The sequence below is a fragment of the Gemmobacter serpentinus genome, from assembly GCF_008973825.1.
GTDB lineage: Bacteria > Pseudomonadota > Alphaproteobacteria > Rhodobacterales > Rhodobacteraceae > Gemmobacter > Gemmobacter serpentinus.
In genome coordinates this window covers 166,803-186,633 of record NZ_WCHR01000020.1, presented here as the reverse complement: position 1 = coordinate 186,633, position 19,831 = coordinate 166,803, and the positions used below count along the sequence as shown (strand labels likewise).

19 protein-coding genes are annotated in these 19,831 nt (G+C 63.8%); 16 read left to right on the top strand and 3 right to left on the bottom strand.

Annotated elements, in window-relative coordinates; genetic code table 11:
- Nucleotides 1-58: 58 nt before the first annotated feature.
- Both GBJ34_RS13740 and GBJ34_RS13735 read right to left on the bottom strand, forming a co-directional pair.
- Nucleotides 59-1,054: an MDR family oxidoreductase gene (locus GBJ34_RS13740; protein ID WP_151719776.1), complete on the bottom strand. Its 996-nt coding sequence runs from the start codon at nucleotides 1,052-1,054 to the stop codon at nucleotides 59-61.
- On the bottom strand, nucleotides 1,051-1,821 hold the full coding sequence (locus GBJ34_RS13735) for a FadR/GntR family transcriptional regulator (RefSeq protein WP_151719775.1): 771 nt from the start codon (nucleotides 1,819-1,821) through the stop codon (nucleotides 1,051-1,053). Before GBJ34_RS13735 ends, GBJ34_RS13740 begins: the two co-directional genes overlap by 4 nt.
- 116 nt (nucleotides 1,822-1,937) lie before the next feature.
- Here GBJ34_RS13735 and GBJ34_RS13730 point away from each other — a divergent pair, with 116 nt between their 5' ends.
- Nucleotides 1,938-3,386 (top strand): FAD-binding oxidoreductase, encoded by a 1,449-nt coding sequence (locus tag GBJ34_RS13730; protein WP_226341177.1) that lies wholly within the window; start codon nucleotides 1,938-1,940, stop codon nucleotides 3,384-3,386.
- Between the two features lie 62 nt (nucleotides 3,387-3,448).
- Here the strand turns inward: GBJ34_RS13730 and GBJ34_RS13725 are convergent, their stop codons facing one another.
- The gene (locus GBJ34_RS13725) at nucleotides 3,449-4,345 is read right to left on the bottom strand and encodes a LysR family transcriptional regulator (protein WP_151719774.1); all 897 of its coding nucleotides are present in this window, start codon (nucleotides 4,343-4,345) and stop codon (nucleotides 3,449-3,451) included.
- Nucleotides 4,346-4,471: 126 nt separating this feature from the next.
- Between GBJ34_RS13725 and GBJ34_RS13720 the strand changes: the two genes are divergently transcribed.
- The 15 genes from GBJ34_RS13720 to GBJ34_RS13645 all read left to right on the top strand — a co-directional run bounded on the left by GBJ34_RS13720 (nucleotide 4,472) and on the right by GBJ34_RS13645 (nucleotide 19,828).
- Nucleotides 4,472-4,813, top strand: a complete 342-nt coding sequence (locus tag GBJ34_RS13720) for a nuclear transport factor 2 family protein (protein ID WP_226341176.1) — start codon at nucleotides 4,472-4,474, stop codon at nucleotides 4,811-4,813.
- Complete coding sequence (locus GBJ34_RS13715) at nucleotides 4,810-5,589, top strand: SDR family oxidoreductase (protein WP_151719773.1); 780 nt, start codon at nucleotides 4,810-4,812, stop codon at nucleotides 5,587-5,589. The genes GBJ34_RS13720 and GBJ34_RS13715 overlap by 4 nt, the downstream gene beginning before the upstream one ends.
- Nucleotides 5,590-5,683: 94 nt before the next feature.
- Nucleotides 5,684-6,229: a YaeQ family protein gene (locus GBJ34_RS13710; RefSeq protein ID WP_151719772.1), complete on the top strand. Its 546-nt coding sequence runs from the start codon at nucleotides 5,684-5,686 to the stop codon at nucleotides 6,227-6,229.
- 123 nt (nucleotides 6,230-6,352) lie between these two features.
- Nucleotides 6,353-7,222 carry a class A beta-lactamase gene (gene bla, locus GBJ34_RS13705; RefSeq protein ID WP_151719771.1) on the top strand — a complete coding sequence of 290 codons (870 nt, stop codon included), beginning with the start codon at nucleotides 6,353-6,355 and terminating at the stop codon, nucleotides 7,220-7,222.
- Nucleotides 7,223-7,360: 138 nt separating this feature from the next.
- The gene (locus tag GBJ34_RS13700) at nucleotides 7,361-8,032 is read left to right on the top strand and encodes a response regulator (protein ID WP_151719770.1); all 672 of its coding nucleotides are present in this window, start codon (nucleotides 7,361-7,363) and stop codon (nucleotides 8,030-8,032) included.
- Nucleotides 8,025-9,461, top strand: a complete 1,437-nt coding sequence (locus tag GBJ34_RS13695) for a sensor histidine kinase (RefSeq protein ID WP_151719769.1) — start codon at nucleotides 8,025-8,027, stop codon at nucleotides 9,459-9,461. The genes GBJ34_RS13700 and GBJ34_RS13695 overlap by 8 nt, the downstream gene beginning before the upstream one ends.
- Nucleotides 9,462-9,537: 76 nt before the next feature.
- Complete coding sequence (locus GBJ34_RS13690; protein ID WP_151719768.1) at nucleotides 9,538-10,527, top strand: tripartite tricarboxylate transporter substrate binding protein; 990 nt, start codon at nucleotides 9,538-9,540, stop codon at nucleotides 10,525-10,527.
- Nucleotides 10,528-10,536: 9 nt separating this feature from the next.
- Complete coding sequence (locus GBJ34_RS13685; RefSeq protein ID WP_151719767.1) at nucleotides 10,537-10,977, top strand: tripartite tricarboxylate transporter TctB family protein; 441 nt, start codon at nucleotides 10,537-10,539, stop codon at nucleotides 10,975-10,977.
- Nucleotides 10,977-12,515, top strand: a complete 1,539-nt coding sequence (locus GBJ34_RS13680; protein WP_151719766.1) for a tripartite tricarboxylate transporter permease — start codon at nucleotides 10,977-10,979, stop codon at nucleotides 12,513-12,515. The genes GBJ34_RS13685 and GBJ34_RS13680 overlap by 1 nt, the downstream gene beginning before the upstream one ends.
- A complete protein-coding gene (gene prpB / locus GBJ34_RS13675; protein ID WP_151719765.1) occupies nucleotides 12,512-13,408 on the top strand; it encodes a methylisocitrate lyase in 897 nt (298 codons plus the stop codon). Before GBJ34_RS13680 ends, prpB begins: the two co-directional genes overlap by 4 nt.
- A gap of 728 nt (nucleotides 13,409-14,136) precedes the next feature.
- A complete protein-coding gene (locus tag GBJ34_RS13665) occupies nucleotides 14,137-15,189 on the top strand; it encodes a M29 family metallopeptidase (protein ID WP_151719763.1) in 1,053 nt (350 codons plus the stop codon).
- A 25-nt stretch (nucleotides 15,190-15,214) separates the two neighbouring features.
- A complete protein-coding gene (locus GBJ34_RS13660; RefSeq protein ID WP_151719762.1) occupies nucleotides 15,215-16,522 on the top strand; it encodes an acyl-CoA dehydrogenase family protein in 1,308 nt (435 codons plus the stop codon).
- Nucleotides 16,522-17,808, top strand: coding sequence for an alpha/beta fold hydrolase (locus GBJ34_RS13655; protein WP_151719761.1), 1,287 nt, complete (start codon nucleotides 16,522-16,524; stop codon nucleotides 17,806-17,808). The genes GBJ34_RS13660 and GBJ34_RS13655 overlap by 1 nt, the downstream gene beginning before the upstream one ends.
- Nucleotides 17,805-18,491 (top strand): TetR/AcrR family transcriptional regulator, encoded by a 687-nt coding sequence (locus GBJ34_RS13650; RefSeq protein WP_151719760.1) that lies wholly within the window; start codon nucleotides 17,805-17,807, stop codon nucleotides 18,489-18,491. The genes GBJ34_RS13655 and GBJ34_RS13650 overlap by 4 nt, the downstream gene beginning before the upstream one ends.
- The gene (locus GBJ34_RS13645) at nucleotides 18,488-19,828 is read left to right on the top strand and encodes a glutamine synthetase family protein (protein ID WP_151719759.1); all 1,341 of its coding nucleotides are present in this window, start codon (nucleotides 18,488-18,490) and stop codon (nucleotides 19,826-19,828) included. Before GBJ34_RS13650 ends, GBJ34_RS13645 begins: the two co-directional genes overlap by 4 nt.
- Nucleotides 19,829-19,831 lie beyond the last annotated feature (3 nt).

The following is a 19,831-nucleotide window of genomic DNA, read 5'->3' as shown; positions in this document are numbered from 1 at the left end:
CAAGAATGGCCGGAGATGTCTCTCCGGCCCTTTTGCTTTTCCCGGTCAGATTCCGCTGTCAGGCCGTCACATCGATGATGACGCGCCCCCGGATCTTGCCCGCGATGATGTCGTCGGCAAGCTGCGGCAGGGCCGACATCGGCTCGACCCGGGCGATACTTGCCAAATGCGCCTTGTCCAGCCGCGCGGCCAGCGTGGACCATGCGCGATCCCGCCGGGTTTGCGGTGCCATCACGCTGTCGACCCCGATCAGCGCCACGCTGCGCAGGATATGCGGCATCACCGTGCCGGGCAGATCCAGACCGCCGGCCAGACCGCAAGCCGCGACCGCGCCGCCATAGACGGTTTGGGCCAATGCATTGACGAGCGTGGTGGAGCCCACGGAATCCACCGCACCGCCCCAGCGTTCCTTTTGCAGCGGTCCGCCCTTTTCGGCCAGCGCCGCCCGGTCGACAAACCCCGTCGCGCCAAGGCTTGCCAGATAGTCATGGGTCTCGGGGCGTCCGGTGGCGGCGGTCACCTTGTAGCCACCCTGCGCCAGCAGGCTGATCGCGGTGGAGCCCACGCCACCGGCGGCCCCGGTCACCAGGACCTCTGCGCCGCCCGGCTGGATCACGCCCCAGTCTTCCAGTGCATCGACGCAAAGCGCGGCGGTGTAGCCAGCCGTGCCCACCGCCATCGCTTGCTCGGCGGTAAAGCCTTCCGGCAGCCGGGTCAGCCATTGGGGCTTCAGCCTCTGAAAGCGGGCATAGCCACCCCATTCGGTTTCCGACAGGCCCCAGCCATTGACCAGAACCCGGTCCCCGGCCTTCCAGGCAGAACTACGGCTTTCGACCACCACCCCGGCCAGATCGATCCCCGCAACCATCGGCAGACGCCGGGCGATCCGGCCCTTGCCAGAGATGGCCAGCCCGTCCTTGTAGTTCAGCGTCGAATGCGAAATCTCGACCAGCACCTCATGATCGGGCAGGTCGGCCAGCGTCAGGTCGCGAAATTCGGCCTTTGGCTTGCCATCCTGATCGACGATCATCATCGCGCGGAATGGTTGGGTCATCTGTCATCTCCTCCCTCGGAATGTCGTGCAGAGGCAGCGGCGGCGCGCCGCTCCAATGCGGTGTCCAAAACGCTGCGCAGGCCATCCAGATGGCTGCGCATCAGTGCCGCCGCGCGGTCACCCTCGCGATCCGCAATCGCCATCATGATCCGTTCATGGCTATCGGCGGTGCGGCGGCGTTCGTGCTCGCGATAGATCAGCATATTGGTGATCGGAATGAAGCTCTCGATCACGGCATACATCATCAGGCGCAGCGGGCCATTGCCCGTGGCGGTCACCAGCGCGCGATGAAACCGCACATCCGAGGCGCAGAAATCTTCATCCGTCAGGCCGTCTTGCCGTTGCAGCGCGATCTCTTCGCCCATGCGGGCCAGATCCGCGTCGCTGCGGTTTGCGGCAGCCAGTTTGCAACACAGGCTCTCGGTCTCGACCCGGGCCAGAACGATCTCGTCGCTGCCAAAGCTGCCAACGCCGACCAGCAGCGTTGCGGCATCTGTGATGGCGCGCGCCACGCCCTCCGGCTCGGGGCGGATGACGAAATTGCCCCCCGTCGGCCCACGCCGCGACCGGATCAGATTTTGCGCCGCCAGAACCTTCAGCGCCTCGCGCACCGTCGGGCGCGAGATGCCGAAGCGTCGTGCCAACTCTTCTTCATTGGGCAGGCGTTCATCGACCGCCAGACGGCCATCCAAAATGGCAGCCCGGATCAGATCGGCCACCTGCCGCGACAGGCCGGATCGGACAATCTCGTCATATTGCAGTGCCATGCCGATCTCCCCGTTCGTGGATTCGACGCGAGCATAGCTGGAATATTTAAACAATAATAGGTTTGACAAATATATAAACTGACGCATCTTTTCGGGGCAAACCGGGGAGGGGGCGCATGACCAAAGATCAGAGATTCGGGGATCAGATGGTTGGGGATCAGCGACTCGAAGCCTTGCTGGCCCGGTTGGCGCAGGTTGTGCCTGCGCAGGCCCTGCTGACTGGCGATGCCATCGATCCGCGGTATCAGGAGGATCGGCGCGACCGGGCCTCGGCCCGGCCCGCCTTTGTCCTGCGCCCGGGGTCAACGGCAGAACTGGCGGCCGCCATGGCGGCCTGCCATGCCTTTCACCAGCCGCTGGTCGTGCAGGGCGGGCGCACCGGCCTGTCCGGCGCGCATCGCATCCGCGCGGGCGAGGCCGTGCTGTCATTGGAGCGGATGACCTCGGTGGAGCCAGTCCGCCCCGGTGCCACCACCGTTCTGGCCGAGGCCGGGGCACCGCTGCAGCGCGTGCAGGAAGCCGCGACTGAAGCCGGCCAGATGTTCGGCGTCGATATCGGCGCCCGTGGCACCGCGACCATCGGCGGCAATATCGCCACCAATGCCGGGGGCATCCGGGTGCTGCGCTATGGCATGTTCCGCGCGCAGGTGGCCGGGCTTGAGGTCGTGTTGGCCGATGGCACGATCCTGAGCGCGCTGAAGGACATCGCCAAGGACAATAGCGGCTATGACCTGAACCAGCTGTTCATCGGCTGCGAGGGCACACTTGGCATCGTGACCCGCGCCCTGCTGCGGCTGCATCCGCGCCCGGTGGTGGAGGCGAACGCCTTTCTGGCCCTGCCTTCGGTCGAGGCGGCGCTTGCCCTGCTGGAACAGCTGCGCGCCGAGGTGGGCGGCGTGCTATCCGCCTTCGAGATCATGCTGCCGGGTGCCTATCATGGCGTGACCAGGCATCTGGGGATCACCCCGCCACTCAGCACCGAAGCCCCGGTCTATGTTCTGGCCGAGATTCAGGCCGAGGCCTGCGCCGCCGCGGCCGAAGAGGTGTTCATGACCACGCTGATGGCCGCGATCGAAGAGGGGCTGGCGCTGGATGCGGTGGTATCGCAATCCCCGCGCGAATTTCTGGCCCTGTGGGATATGCGCGATGGTTGCGCGGATTTCGTGCGCAGCCTGGATCATGTCGCCAGTGGAGATATCAGCGTGCCCACGCTCCGTATCGCCGATTTCCTGCGCGACAGTCAGGCGGCCCTGCGGCAGATCGACCCCGAAACCGCCTTCCATGTCTTTGGCCATATGGGCGACGGCAATCTGCATTATGTGTTCCAAACACCGCAGAAAGAGGCGGCGATGGCGCGCTTGCTGGAGCTGGTTGCCGCATATGGTGGCTCGGTCTCGGCAGAGCACGGAATTGGCGTCGACAAGAAGCCTTGGCTGCACCTGTCGCGCAGCCCGGAACAGATCGCGACGATGCGTCTGTTGAAAGCGGCGCTTGATCCACGGGGCATCCTGAACCGTGGGCGCATCTTTGACATGGATTTTGCGGCGGCACCTATGCAGAGCTGATCTTCGGCGGGCGTGTCAGGTCGTGACCTTGGCTTTGGCAAGATGGACCGGGATTGCCGCCTTCATGCGCCGGCGAAGTCTCGCGCGGCAGCAATAAAGGCGCTGAAGGCGGCGGGTGGGTTCTTCCGTCCCGGATAATAAAGCGCCAGCGGTGCCAAGGACGGGGTCCAGTCTTCGAGAACCCGCACCAGCCGACCCGCGGCGATATCCTCGCGCACATCCGCCTCTTGAACATAGCCGAGCCCCATGCCTTCCCGCACCGCGATCCGAACAAGGCTTGATTCATCAAGCGTCAGGGCACCCTGCACATCGATCTGGACCGGCACCCCGTCTTTCTCAAATCGCCAGCGGAACAAGGCGTTGTTGGGCAGGCGCGCGCGGATGCAGCGGAAGCGGTAAAGATCGGTTGGCACGGTGGGGGAGCCATGGAGCTGAAGGAACTCCGGCGCGGCGACGACGGCGTTTCCACGCGGCAGGCGCAGCGAGATGGCGATCATATCGCTGGGCACCAGGTCGAGGGGGCGCAACCCCAGATCAAACCCGCCCGCAACGATATCGACCAGCTTGCCTTCCGTCACCAGATCGATCTGCACCTGCGGATAGCGTCGCAGGAAGGGGATAAGGAGCGGTGCCATCACCTCGCGCGCAGCCGAGGCGAAAGCATTTATGCGCAAGGTGCCGGTAGGTGTGTCCTGCAACGATTGCACGACGCGCATCGCATCGTGAATATCCGTCATGGCGGGCCCGACCCGGTCGACAAAGGCCCGCCCTGCATCGCTCAGCGCGACGCTTCGCGTCGTGCGGTTGAACAGGCGAACCCCCAGACGCTGTTCCAGCTTGGCGATGGCATTGCTGAGTGCCGTGGTCGACATGCCGAGATCAAGCGCCGCCGCCCGGAATGAGCCAAGCCGGGCCACGCTGAGAACGGCATCCAGATCAGAAAAGAGAGGCCGGGTCATTGTCCTTATTATCGACATTCCTCATGCTGCTTTATCCCAATTATCGCGCCAATCGTCCAGATCTAGATTGTCTCTCGTCAACCCCGCACCGCGGCGATGCCAAAGCGGGGCCTGCAGAAACCATGGATGGAGATCAAAATGGCGATCATTCTACCGAATAGCATCAAAGCCTACTTCGACGCCGACCGCGACCGCAGCCCAGAGGCGGTCGCGTCTGCCTTCACCGCAGGTGGTATCGTGAAAGATAAGGGCAAGACGCATCGGGGACGCGATGCCATCCGCGACTGGATGGCCGCAGAAGAACAGCAATACGATTATACGGTGACACCCTTCTTCATCGGCACCGAGAACGGCAGGACCCAGGTGACGGCCCATGCCGTTGGCAATTTCCCAGGTAGCCCGATCGACTTGCGGTTCTTCTTCGTCCTGGAGCAAGACAAGATCGCCGAGTTGGAGATCACCGTATGACCCCGTTCCTGACATTGCAGGGCCGCCGGACCCTGATTACCGGCGGCACTTCTGGGGCTGGCGCTGCGACGGTTGCCCTGTTCCGGGAACTTGGTGCCCATGTGCTGACCACGGCGCGCAAGAGGCCCGCAGATGCCCCGGCTGTGGGCTTCGTTGAAGCGGATCTGACCACGGTCGCGGGGGTGCAGACCGTCGTCGATGCAGTGCATCGCGATCTTGGCGGGCTTGATATTCTGGTGAATGTGCTGGGCGGTTCCTCCGCGCCCTCCGGCGGCTTTGTCGCGCTGACCGATGCGGAATGGGAGAAGGAACTCAACCTCAACTTCTTTCCTGCCGTCAGGCTGGATCGTGCGCTGATCCCGGGCATGATCGCGCAAGGGCATGGCGTTGTCATCCATGTCACCTCGATCCAGGGTCGGCTGCCGCTGCCCGAGGCGACCACCGGCTATGCTGCGGCGAAGGCCGCGCTCAACACCTATAGCAAGAGCCTCTCGAAAGAGGTCTCGCCCAAGGGCGTGCGCGTGGTGCGGGTATCCCCGGGCTGGATCGCCAATCCGGGGGCCAACGGTCTGGCCCTGCGCATCGCCGAAGAAGCCGGGATTTCCTATGACGAGGCGGTTGCGGTCATCATGCGATCGCTCGGCGGCATTCCCTTGGGTCGCCCCGCCGCCCCGCAAGAGGTTGCAGACCTGATCGCCTTCCTGGCGTCAGACCGCGCCGCATCCATCACCGGGACCGAACATATCATCGATGGCGGAACGGTGCCTGTGGCATAGGGCGAAACGGTGTCGTCCCAATTGGGACGGCACCTTCGCGCTTACATATTGGCGGCAAACACACTAAGTAGCCTTGTCTTGCAGGGGGTCCGTCATGGCGCAGAATGCCACCATCCATAAAGTCGAGCTGTCCGTGGCCGACATGGATCGTCACTATTACGATACCCACAAGTTGACCGTTGCCAAGCACCCATCGGAAACGGATGAACGGCTGATGGTGCGCCTGCTGGCTTTCGCGCTCAATGCAGCGGCGCAGCTGGAAATGACCAAGGGCCTGTCGACGGAAGATGAGCCGGATATCTGGCAAAAGAGCCTGAGCGGCGAGCTTGAACTCTGGGTGGCGCTGGGCCTGCCCAGCGAGAAGGTCATTCGACAATCCTGCAGCAAGTCCCAAAAGGTCACGGTCTATGCCTATGGGGGCAGACAGGCCGAGATCTGGTGGGACAAGATCAAGGGCAGCTCTGCGCGCTTTGACAATCTTCAGGTGGTCAACCTGACGCAAGAGGACACCGCCGGGCTCGCAGGGCAGGCCAGTCGCTCAATGCGGTTGCAGGTCAACATTCAGGATGGAGACGTGATGGTCAGTGTCGATGGCAGCATTCTTTATGTCAGCCCCAGGACCTGGAAGGTTGCGGCATAGAGTGCGGATCCGTTGAGGACATCGGCCCGTGCGGCACCCAACTTAGGGTTCGGCATTGCGGACATGACTTGCGGCCTGTGCTAAGCCTGCGCCATCTTGTTGCAGACATCACCGAACCACCGCATGTTTTTCCGTCTTATCGCCGCCATCCTTCTGCTGCTCGCCGCACCGCTACACGCGCAGACGCCTGAGGCAGATCTCGGTGCCACAATTACCCGGCTGGAGACCGATCTGGAGGCGAGGATCGGCATCCAGATCCTTGATACCGCCACCGGCTGGAGCTGGGGGCATCGGCAGGACGAGCGGTTCCTGATGGCCAGCACGTTCAAATCCGTCCTCTGCGGCGGCATCCTGCAGGGCGTTGATCGCGGCGAAATCAGCCTCGAAGAAAGCGTGCGGATCGGGGCGCAGGTTCCGCGCAATTCACCTGTCACGTCACGCTATCTTGGCGGCAGCCTGTCGATCGCCCGTCTGTGTCTCGCCACGCTCGACCAAAGCGACAATGGCGCTGCCAACCTGCTGATCGACCGCATGGGCGGCACGCAGGCGGTGACCGCCTTCCTGCGCGGGATCGGCGACAGCGTTACCCGGCTGGACCGCAAAGAGCCCGAGATGAACCTGTTCTTGCCCGGCGATCCGCGGGACACCACCAGCCCCGCCGCCATGGTGGCCAGCTGGCAGGTATTGCTGACAGGGGACGCGCTTGCTCCCGCCTCGCGCGCGCAACTGATCGAATGGATGTCGATCGGCGGCGTCACCGGCACCTTGCTGCGCCCCTCGGTCCCGCCGGGCTGGCAGGTTGCCGACCGCTCCGGCGGGGGGCGCGATCACACCCGCAATATCGTAGCAATGCTGACGCCCCCCGGCCGCGCCCCGTTCTTCGTGGCGATCTACCTTTCGGACACACCAGCGAACTGGTCGACCCGCAATGCTGCGGTGGCAGAGCTGTCCGCAAAGGCGGTTGCGCTGCTGGAAACCCGCGTGACAGATTGACGGCCATCTGTCGTCGATGGATGCGGGCGATCTGGTAAAATGGCCGCATGACCGCGTTCCCGTTGCAGGCGCAGCTTGGTTCTTTGGGGCGGGTCGTGCCAAATGGCTGGTCAGATGGCCGCTGAGGACAAGTCGCCCATGCGCATTCTTTTGGTGGAAGACGATGTCGATCTGGCCAACTGGCTGAGCCAGTCTCTGGCACAGCGCGGCTGCGTGGTCGAATGGGAAGATGACGGGCTCATGGCCGAGCGCCGCCTTGCCGGAGATGATTTCGACGCGGTAGTGATTGACCTTGGCTTGCCGTCGCTGGATGGGGCGGCATTGCTGACGCGGCTGCGCAAATCCGAAGACGGCATTCCAGCCTTGATTGTCACGGCCCGCGACAGTCTGGTCGGTCGGGTTGCTTTGCTCAATGCCGGGGCCGATGACTTTCTGGCCAAGCCCTTCGCGGTTGAGGAGCTCGAGGCGCGGTTGGCCGCATTGGTGCGGCGCAGTCATGGCCGGGCGCGCGGGGTCTATACCTGTGGTGGACTGGTCTATGACCAGGCTGCACAGCGTTTTACCCTGGCTTCCGAAACCCTGGCCCTGTCGCCGCGCGAACATGCAGTGCTTGCCACGCTGATCCGGCGCGCCGGGCATCCGCTGTCAAAGCAGCAGATCCTTGATCGGCTGGTGGGACATGACAGTGACCTGCAACTTGAGGCGATCGAGGTGATCATCCATCGTCTGCGCCGCAAGCTGGGCGAAGACAAGGTGCAGATCGTGACGCTGCGCGGCCTGGGCTATCTGCTGGAAGCCTGCGATGGCTGAGCGTGCCGCCAAGCGCCCGCGCTCGGCCCGTGCCCTTTGGCAGACATTGGGGCTTTGGATCATCCCGACATTGGCCTTCCTGATGGGGGTCGGCCTTTGGCTGACGGCATCGATCCTGCGCGATCTTGCCGACAGCGCCTATGACCGCTCGCTCTCGGGGGCGATCCGCGCCATCGACCTGAACATCTCGACCGAAAGCGGCGGGGTCGGTGTGGAGCTGCCTTATCCGCTTTTTGAAACCTTTCAGGCGACCGCCGGGGGCGAGGTGTTTTTCCGGGTCTCGACCGATGATCGTCTGGTGCAGATCGGCGATGCGCTGCTGCCGCCCCCGCCGCCTTTGCCCGATGGGCGTATGATCTTCTACGATGCAGAATATTTTGGCCGCACAGTGCGGATCGGGGCCTATATGCGCCCGCTTGACGCGCCGCTTTATGGCGCCTCCAAGGCGCAGAACATCATCATCGAGGTGGCCGAAACCACCGGCTCGCGTGAGGCATTCCTGCGCAATGTGATCGGTCGCGCCATCTGGCGCGATGTGCTGGCGGTGCTGGTGGCGGGGGGCTTGCTGGCGCTTGGGGTCCATATGGCCTTGCGGCCGCTTTTCGCGTTGAAAGAACGGCTTGACCGTCGCGAACCCGATGATCTGCGCCAGTTGGACGGCAGCCAGCTGCCGCGCGAGGTGCAGCCCCTCGTCGGGGCAATGAACCGGCTGATGCAGCGCAGCCGTGCCGAGGCTGAACTGCAACGCCGCTTCATCGACGATGCCTCGCATCAGCTGAAAACACCGATTGCGGTGCTGCGAACACAGGCCGATTATGCCCTTCGGGCGACGGATCGCGATGCGCAACGGGATGCCGTCGCGGCGATGCTGCCGGTGATCGACCGGACGTCACGCATGACCGCGCAGCTTCTAGCGTTGGCGCGGGCGCGCAACGGGGCGATGCTGGCCGCCGACGGCGTGGGGGTCGATGCGGCAGATCTTCTGCGCGAAGTCGCGCTGCTGCATCTTCCGCCGGCCCGCAAGCGGCGCATCATGCTGGAGGTGGATGTGTCCGAGATGCCGCTTATGACGGCCGCGACCGAGCCACTGTTGTTCGAGGCGGTCAGCAACCTTGCCGCCAATGCGCTGGCTGCATCGCCCATGGGCGGGCGGGTGCTGCTGGCGGCAAGACGCGCGGAGGAGCAGATCGTGATCGAGGTCACCGATGAGGGGCCCGGGATGGACCCCGAGGCGCTGCGCATCGCGGGGGAACGGTTCCGCCTGGCGCGCAGCGGTGACGACAGCACCGGACTGGGCCTTTCCATCGTGCTGTCCATCATCCGCGGGCAGGGCGGCACCCTGGATCTACGCAACCGCCCGACTGGCGGGCTTGCGGCGACGATCCGTCTGTCTTCCGCGTCCCCCTCTGCGAAAAACCTGTCAGACTGAAAGCTGGATGAAAGGTTGGATTTTCTAAGGTGTCGAACGGGCAGGGAGGCCCAGACATATTCCTTGGGAGGGAACCATGAACATTCTGAGCATCGGTCGCAGCGCCGCGCTTGTCGGTATTGCGGTTGCGGCGGGCACATTGGCGGCGGCGGCTGAACCGGCGAGCCCCGAATGCATTGCCCCGGCGCAGCCCGGCGGTGGGTTTGACATCACCTGCAAGCTGGCACAGGCGGCGCTGAAGGATGCCGGCCTTTTGGCGGATCCGCTGCGCGTGTCCTACATGCCGGGTGGGATCGGCGCCGTCGCATTCAACACCGTCGTGGGCCAGCGTCGGGCCGAGCCGGGCACCATTGTGGCCTTCTCCGCCGGCTCGCTGCTGAATCTCTCGCAGGGCAAGTTCGGGGCCTATACGGCAGATGACGTGCGGTGGGTTGCGTCGATCGGCACAGATTACGGCGCGGTGGTTGTTCCTGCCGATAGCCCGTTTGGCTCGCTGGCCGATCTGATGGCGGCAATCAAGGCTGATCCCGCTTCGGTCATTCTGGGGGCAGGTGGCACCATCGGCAGCCAGGACTGGATGAAGGCGGCACTGACGGCCCGCGCCGCCGGGGTCGATCACAAGGCGATGCGCTTTGTCGCCTTCGAGGGCGGCGGCGATTGCGCGACGGCGCTGCAGGGCGGGCATGTGCAGGTCTGCATGAATGATGTCGGCGACAGCCAGGCCGCGATTGACGGTGGCGCACCGCTGAAACTGCTGGCGATCTATTCTGCCGATCGTTTGGCCGGAAAGCTGGCCGAAATCCCGACGGCAAAGGAACAGGGCTTTGACATCGAATGGCCCATCGTCCGGGGCTTCTATGTCGGGCCCGATGTGTCCGATGCCGATTACCAGTGGTGGAGCGACGCTTTCGCCACCGCGATGGCCGCACCGGGTTATGCCGCCCTGCTGGAACAGCGCAACCTGCTGCCGCTGCCAATGGTGGGTGCCGAGCTTGACGGCTTTGTCGATGCCCGGGTGGCCACCTATCGCGAACTTGCCGACAGTTTCGGTCTGGTCGCGAACTGAGGACAAGCCATGAGCAATAACAGAACGCTTGGGGGCCTGGCATTGCTCATGGCCCTTGCCCTGGCCGCATTCGGTTGGGGTCTTGTGGCGCCCTTCGCCTATGAACCCGTGGGGCCGCGCGCCTTTCCGATGATCACCGCCGTCTTGATCGGGATCTGCGGGACCCTGCTGCTGATCCGGGGCGGTGGCGCGGTCGAAGGCAATGCGCCGGGCGTCAATCTTGGCGTCCTGGCCATTGCGGCGACGCTGCTTGTCTATGCCATGGTCTTTACGACGCTGGGGTTCGTGATTTCGACGGCAGCGATGTCGCTGGTGGTGGCACGGATCTTTGGCGCGACCTGGGCACAGGCCACGATCAGCGCGGCGGTGCTGTCGGTCGGTGCCTTTCTGCTGTTCGACCACGCGCTGGATGTGGTGTTGCCCACCGGGCTGCTGGGGGATCTGCTGTAATGGATACTTTGGCCTTCTTGATGACGGGCTTTGCCGTCGCGATGACCCCGACCAATCTGGCTCTGGCGGCCCTTGGTGCGGTGGTCGGCACCATGGTGGGGGTGTTGCCCGGCCTTGGCCCGGTGAATGCGGTAGCCATGCTGGTGCCGGTGGTCTTTGCCCTTGGCCTGCCGCCTGAATCATCGATGATCCTGATGGCGGCGATCTATATCGGGTCCGAATATGGCGGGCGGATCAGCGCGATCCTGATCAATGTTCCAGGCGAGGCCTCGGCGGTGATGACCGCGCTGGAGGGCTACCCCCTGTCGCGGCAGGGCAAGGCCGGGATCGCGCTGTCGCTATCGGCCTGGACTTCCTTTGTAGGGTCCATGCTGGCCACGGTGGGGATCGTCGTGGCCGCGCCGATCCTGTCGAAATGGGCGCTGGCCTTTGGCCCGGTGGAATATGTGGGCCTGATGGTCTTTGCCTTTGCCTGCCTGACGGGCCTTCTTGCGGATGAGCCGGTCAAGGCCCTGCTGGCTGTGGGCATCGGTCTGGCGCTGTCCGTCGTTGGGATCGACCCCAATTCCGGCGTATACCGTTATACCTTCGACATGCCGAACCTGATCGACGGGATTCAGTTCGCCACCATCGTCATCGGGCTTTTCGCGATTTCCGAACTGATGCTGCTTTACGAAAGCCACAAGGAGGGCATCCCCACCAAAGTCGAACGCATGGGCCGCAGCCTGTTCAACTGGGCCGAGGTGAAACTGACCACGGCGGCCACCCTGCGGGGCTCGGTCATCGGGTTCTTCATCGGTCTGCTGCCGGGGGCGGGGGGCACGGTGGGCTCGGCATTGGCCTATTCCACCGAAAAGCGCGTGGTGGAGCGCACCGATCCCAAAGGCAACCGCTTTGGTAATGGCGACCTGCGCGGATTGGCGAGCGTGGAGGCTGCCAACAATTCGGCCTCGAATTCCAACTTCATCCCGATGCTGACGCTTGGCATCCCCAGTTCCGGCACCACCGCGATCATGCTGGGCGTGCTGACGCTTTACAACATCACCCCCGGGCCGGTGCTGTTCACCGCGCAGCCCGAACTGGTCTGGGGCCTGATCGCCTCGCTGTTCATCGGCAATGTGATGCTGCTGGCGATGAACATCCCGCTGGTCGGTGTCTTTGCGCGGATGCTGTCGGTGCCGGCCTGGGTGCTGGTCCCGTTCATCGTGGTGGTCAGCGCGGTCGGTGTCTATTCCGGCAAATCGGCAAGTTTCGATCTGGTGCTGATGACGGTGATCGGGGTCATCGCCTATTGGTTGCGGCGGATGCATGTGCCGATGGCCCCGTTGGTGCTGGGCTTTGTGCTGGGCAAGATCCTGGAACAGAACCTGCGCCGCGCCTTGTCGCTCTCGGCGGGCGATGTGCAGATCCTGTGGTCCAGTTGGATCGCCATTGTGCTGTGGGGGGCGGCCATCGCCATGCTGGTGATCCCGCAACTGCTGGCCCGGCGCAGGTTGAAGGCGCTGCACTTGCAGCAATATCGGGAGGATCGGGAATGACCTATATCACCCCACCCCTTGAGAATGCAGGCCGGGCATTGCGCGCCCGGCTGGCGCAGGGCGGTGTGTTGCGGATGCCGGGTGCCCATAACGGGCTTGCGGCATTGCAAGCGCGGCGCGCCGGGTTCGAGGCGCTCTATCTGTCGGGTGCCGCCATGAGCGCCTCGATGGGGTTGCCGGATCTGGGCATCATCACCGTCGATGATGTGGCCTTTTTCATCCGGCAGGTGGCGGGTGCCTCGGGCCTGCCGGTGCTGGTCGATGGGGATACCGGCTATGGCGAGGCGCTGAATGTGATGCACATGGTGCGCCGGTTCGAAGCCGCAGGCGCCGCAGCCGTGCATCTGGAAGACCAGATCCTGCCCAAGAAATGTGGCCATCTGTCGGATAAACGCCTGGCCACCCCGCAAGAAATGGCGGCGAAGGTGGCCTCTGCTGCGCGCGCGCGGCGCGATATGGTGATTGTCGCCCGCACCGATGCTGCCGCCAGTGAAGGTCTGGAGGGTGCGATTGCCCGGGCGCGGCTGTATCTGGAGGCGGGGGCGGATGCAATTTTCCCCGAGGCCCTGACGGATGCCGACATGTTCCGCGCCTTTGCTGCGGCCTTTCCGGCGGTGCCGCTTTTGGCCAATATGACCGAATTTGGCCGCACGCCTGTCTTCACGGCAGCGGAGTTCGAAGCGATGGGCTACGCCATGGTGATCTGGCCTGTCAGCGCCCTGCGCTGCGCGGCAAAGGCGCAGGAGGGCCTATATGCGTCTTTGGCCGAAACGGATGCGACCTCGGCAATGCTGCCCGAGATGCTGACCCGGGCAGAGCTTTACGAGACGATCAATTACTTCGGATATGAAGATCTCGATCGGCAGATCGCCACCAGCAAGCTGGCTGAATAGGAGATTTGTTCCGCATTCAAGGCGCCTGTGGCACTGCGGGGCGTCGTGGTTTGGATCAAGCTACGACGCCCCGATGCCGCGCTTGTAAAGCGATCAGATTGCCACGCGGCCAGCACCCGGCACCTGCCTGGGCCGCGCGCATTCTGTGGGTGATGCTGCGGCCCGCATCGCCCTGTCGGGCCGGTCCGCGATGTTTGCCGTTGATGCGGGCTGTTCTCGCCGCAGGATTGTCCCCGGTGCATATGCGCGCGGGGCAAGTGCCTCCGGTGACACGATCCTGCCGAGCCCGGCTGCGACGCGACATATGAACAAATCCGGCGTGGCTGTGATCTGCGGGTTGGCACCGGCAATGAGATCCAGTGCACCTCGCGCCCTGCATCTGCCTGCATGAGAATACGATCACCATATCTCCATCTTGGGCGGTCGGCTGCCGCCGGGACCGGCACGGTTCTGAACCTGCCTGCCGGACCGATGTCCCACGCCGAACGGCGGGCATCACTTCCACGACCCGCCAAAGCCGCACGGGCGAGGTTTCCTGCAGAAAGGCCTTCGCCCCTTGCTTCGCGGGCAAGATGGCAATCAGGCAGCGCAACCAGGGTGAGACCGGCTGCACCCGGGATGCGTGTCAACACCTTCGCTGTTGACAGAATGTCGCAGGACCATAATTCTTAACTCATAAGTAAAGAAATTCGCCAAAGCGCGAATCGCATTCAACAGCGGAGGGGCGGATGCTCCAGGAACGGGTGGAGGGCACATGGCTTTCCAGCTTCAGGCGGGTTTTTGCCCTGAATGGCATCGGCAAGGGCACGGAGATCGCAATCCTGTCCGAGACCCAGTCGCGGCCAGTGCTGGTGCATCTGGCCGAACTTGCGGCGCATGATCTGGGCGCGTCCTTCTTTGTCATCCAGATGCCGACTCCGCCGCAAAGCGCCCCGGTGCCAGTGAAATCCACCGGAACCTCATGGGCGGTGCAGCAGAACCGCGCGGTGATCGAGGCGTTGAAGCGGGTCGAGGTGATCGTTGATTGCACGGTCGAAGGCATGATCCACGCCCCGGAATGGCCCGAGATCGAAGAGGCCGGCAAGGCAAGGCTTCTGGTCATCACCAATGAACATCCCGAGATTCTGGAACGGACCGAACCCCGGGCCGAGCTTGGCCCGAAGGTGCAGGCTGGCATCCAGATGCTGCGCGAGGCATCCCAGATGCGCGTCACCTCGGGCTTGGGCACCGATCTGACCGTCGATCTGCGCGGCGCGCCCTGCGGGGGCACGGCAGGTTTTGGCACCACACCGGGTGCGGTCGCACATTGGCCGGGGGGCCTGTGTCTGGCCTTCCCCGGCAAGAACGCGGTGAATGGCCGGATCGTCATGGGCGTCGGTGACATGAACCTGACGTTCAAGACCTATCTGACCAGCCAGATCGACTTCACGGTCGAGGATGACTTTGTCACCGCCATCAAGGGCGACGGCATCGATGCGCTGCATTTCCGCGAATATATGGAGGCGTGGAACGACCGCAACGCCTACGGGATGAGCCATGTCGGCTGGGGGATGAACCCTGGTGCGAAATGGGTCAGCGCGGCGATGTATGACAAGCGCGACATGCAGGCGGTCGAATTCCGGGCTCTGGCGGGGTCGTTCCTGTGGTCCACCGGCGCCAACCAATATGCCGGGCGCTACACCCTTGGCCATTTCGACCTGCCGATGCGCAATTGCACCATCGCGCTGGATGGCCGTGTCGTCGTGAAGGACGGCGTGTTGCAGGGCGATCTGGCCCTCTGAAATCTTTCCGCGAAGAGAGACCGAGATGAGTGATATTGCCGACTATTACGACCTGTCCCGCATCCGCCCCGAGGTGCAGCAGATCCTGCGCCGGGTGAACGATCTGGGGCCGCGCTTTGCCGAACGGGCCAAGGGTGTGGACGACGATGCCTCGTTCCCGGTCGAAAATTACAAGGATCTGGCGGATGAGGGCTTTCTGACCCTGTGCATCCCGGTGGAATATGGTGGCATGGGCTTTTCCATGGGCGAATATGCCATGGTCGGGGCCGAGATCGGCAAGTTCTGCGGTGCCACCGCGCTGACCTTCAACATGCACAATTCGTCCATGGCCTGGTCGCGGTTCATGTTCGAGATGCCGAACCTGACCGATACCGAACGCGCCGAATTTGCCCCCTTGCGCGAAAGGCAGTTCCGCCGCGCGATTGCCGAGCGCGCGATCTATTCGCAGCCAATTTCCGAGGGCGGGCAAAACTGGACATCGAAGCCCAACCAGACCCAGTGCCGCGCGGTCGAGGGCGGCTGGAAGATCAACGGGTTCAAGAAATTCGCGAGCCTTGCAGGGTATTGCGATTACTACACCATCGTTTGCACCGAAGCCTTCGAGGGTATCGAGCCCCGGCATGAAGACACGATGATCTTCGTGGTCCACAAGGACAATCCGGGCCTGACGGTCAAGGGCGAATGGGATCCGCTGGGGATGCGCGGCACCAACTCGCGCGATCTGATCCTGAAGGATGTCTTTGTCACCCGCGACGATCTGCTGATGCCCAAGGGGATCTTCGGCAAGACGCTGGCGAACTGGCCGCATATGATGGCCACCCTGTCGCCCACCTATATGGGCGTGGCGCAGGGGGCGTTTGACTTTACGGTGGCCTATCTGCAGGGGCGTATCCCCGGCCAGCCGCCGATTGACCGTCGGATGTTTGCCACCAAGCGGGTGGCGGTCAGCAAGATGTATGCCCGTCTTGCCAATATGCGCGCCCTCTGGTGGCAGGCCTTTGGCGAGGCCAAGGGCTTTCCGACCAAGGGCGAGGTGCTGCGCATGTATGCCGCACAGTATAACGTGATGGAGGGCGTGCAGGAGATCGCCGCGCTGGCGATCCGCACCTGTGGCGGGCAGTCGATGCTGAAAAGCCTGCCGCTGGAGCGGATGTATCGCGACAGCCGCTGCGGGGCGCTGATGCTGCCCTATACTTCAGAAATCATGGAGGACTATATCGGCGTCCTTGCCCTCTATGATCTTGACGAGCTGGACACTGCCCCCGGCGATGAAGGCGGCGCGCGCACCTCGCTCTGGCGGGGTGAGGGTGGCACGATCAAGGGGGTGCGCTGATGCTGCGCGACCGTGTTCAGGTGCTGGGCCATTCCCCCGCCGCGCCGGATGCGGTCTGGGCGGTGCTGCGCGCGTTCTGCGGCCTCTGGCATCCGCTGATGACAGGAATTGCGGCTGAGCGCGATGAACAGGGCGGGCTGATCCGCGCCTTCACGGTGCAGGGCGAGGATACGATCTATCGCGAACGGCTGACATGGTATTCCGACAGCGACCGTTCGCTCGGTTACACCCATCTCGAGGGGATCGCCGGTGTCACGGATTATGATGCAAGGGTGACGGTCAGCCCCGCTGAGGGTGGCGGCAGCGCCATCAGTTGGAATGCAGAGATTTCGGCAAGGGCTGCCCGGATCGACCAGATCCGAGAGGGAACCCGCGCGGTGTTCGAGGTGGGGATCGCGGCGCTGGCCTGCCCCGATCTGCTGCCGATCGCGCGTCCCGAACCCCTTCAGGTGGCATCGCTGCCGCAGTTGGAAGAGCGCAGCATCGATGCCTTGCCACGGCTTGCGCTGACGACTGCAGGGCAGGGCGACCGGCTCTGCCTGTTCCTGCATGGTATCGGTGGCAATCGCGGCAACTGGGCGGGTCAGGTGCCTGTTGCGGGTCAGCATATGCAGGCCGCCGCGCTGGATCTGCGCGGCTATGGCGGCAGCGGTTTTGGCCCGCAGCAATCCACCGTCGATGATTATTGCGACGATATCCTGCGTGTCATGCAGGTGCTCGGGGCCAGGCGGCTGGTGCTGGTCGGTCTGTCGTACGGAAGCTGGATCGCCACATCTTTCGCGATGCGCCATCCCGACCTTCTGGACGGGCTGGTCCTGTCAGGCGGCTGCACCGGCATGTCCGAGGCGGGCCCGGAGGAGCGTGAGGCCTTTCGCCTGTCGCGCGAGGTGCCGTTGGATGCGGGCCAGACCCCGCGTGATTTCGCGCCGGCGGTGGTCAAGGTTCTGGCCGGGCCGGATGCCAGCCCGGAGGTGCGCCAGCAATTGTTCGATTCCATGGCCGCGATCCCGAGCGCGACCTATCGCGATGCGCTGACCTGCTTTACCAACCCGCTGGAACGGTTCGATTTCGCGCGCCTGACCATGCCGGTGCTGCTGATGACCGGCGCGCATGACCGCCTTGCCCCCCCTGCCGAAATTCGCAGTGTGGCGGGCCGGATCTGGGATCTGTCGCCGCGCCCCGATGTGCGGTTCGAGGAAATCGCGGGTGCCGGACACCTGTGCAATCTGGAACGCCCCGAGACCTATAACCGCCATCTGGCCGATTTCCTGCGGCGCCTGCCATGACGCAGATCTCGCGCCGCGAACAGAACCGGATCGAACGCGAGCATCGCATCCTTGAGGCGGCGATGACGGTCTTTGCGCAATCGGGCTATTCCGGCGCGGGGATGGATGCCATCGCCGCCGAGGCCGGGATCACCAAGCCGACGCTCTATCAGTATTTCGAAAGCAAGGAGGCCCTGTTCTCCGCGATGATGCGGGGCTTTCGCAACGAGATGCTGGATGTGTTCCAGCACCCCTCGGATGAGGGCATGGTGCAGGATCTCTACCTTTTCGCATGGGATTACGCCGATACGGTGATGCGCCCCGATATGCTGGCACTGGCCCGGCTGATCATCGGCGAGGTCGGCCGCTTCCCCGAGATCGGCCGTTATTATCAGGAGGCCGGGCCGGATCGTCTGTTGCAGGGGATCATGACCTATCTCGACAGTTGCCGCGCGGCGGGCAGGCTGGAGTTTCAGGATGCGGAGCTGGCGGCCGAAGACCTTTGGGGGCTGATCCTTTCCGCCCCGCGCACCCATGCGCTTTACAAGCCGGACCTCGTGCCGCCGCGCGCCGATCTGGCGCGGTTCATCCATAACGGGTTGCGGGTGTTCCTGCGCGCCTACTCCACCCGGCCTGCCGACGATCTGACACAACTCGAGAAGCTGACAAGGCTTCCGCCCCCCGCTTCAACAGGTGATGCATGACGCTTGACGAATTTCTGGCGGATCCCGCCAGCCGTTTTGCCACGGTGGCAATGACCGATACCAACGGGCTTTTGCGCGGGCAGATGGTCTCTGCCAGCAGTCTGAAGGGGATCGCCCGGAACGGCATGGGCATGTCCCCCGCGCAACTGGCGCTGGACCCGACCGATGCCTTCCAGACCATCCCTGGCGTCAATGATGACAAGGGCGATTTTCACGACGATCCGCTGGAGCTTGACCCCGCGACGATCCGCCGCCTGCCATGGTCGAAACCTGGCCATGACCTGCTGGTGCTGTCGAATTTCACCGGGGCCTCGGCGAAGATCTGCCCGCGCTCCATCCTCAAATCGGTGCTGGCCCGCGCCGAGGCGGCGGGTCTGGTGCCGAAATACGGGATGGAGCTGGAATATACCCTGTTTGACGAGACACCCGAAAGCGCCCGCGCCAAGGGCTATCGCAACCTTAAGCCCGCGACCCAGCACGCAAGTCACGATCTAATCCTTTATCAAGTGGTGCAGACCGAATGGTATGAGGCGCTGGCTGCGATCTGCGAGCCGTTGAAGATTGATCTTGCGAAGATGCATGAGGAAATCGGTGCGGGGTTCATGGAGGCCTGTATCGGTGCGGGCACCGGGCTGGAGCCTGCCGACCAGCTGGTGCTGCTCAAGAATTTCCTGCGGGCGCTGGCGCTGCGGCAGGGCAAGTCGGTCACCTTCATGCCGCGCTGGAGCGAACAGGCCGACAGCCAGTCGATCCATCTGCATATCAGCCTGCTGGACAAGGCCAGGGCACCGCTCTTCTGGGAGGAGGGGGCAAAGAACGGCGTTAGCCAGACCTTCCGCCATTTCCTTGGAGGCTTGCAGAAGTATATCGGGGACATGACGCTGCTGTTCCAGCCGACGGTAAACAGCTACCGCCGGTTTGCGCCGGGCACTTTCGCGCCGCCGGGCCTGACCTGGGGCTATGAGAACCGGACCACCTGTTTCCGGCTGGTCGGTCACGATCCGGGCAGTCTGCGGGTGGAAAACCGTCTGCCGGGCGCGGATTGCAATCCCTATCTCTCGGCTGCGGCGACCATCGCTGCAGGTGTGGCCGGGGTAATCGAACAGGTAGAGCCCGACCCGGAGGTGATCGGGTCCGGCTATGCGCAAGAGCCCGGCCGCGATTTTGCCCGCTCCATGCCCGAGGCGATCGCGCGGCTGCGCGGATCGGATTTCGCCAGGGACTGGCTTGGCCCCCGCTTTGTCGAGGCCTTCAGCGCGACTCGCGAAGGCCAGTATCACGAATTTTGCCGCAAGGTTCCCGATGTGGAGCTGGAGCGGTATTTCGATCTGGGCTGACGG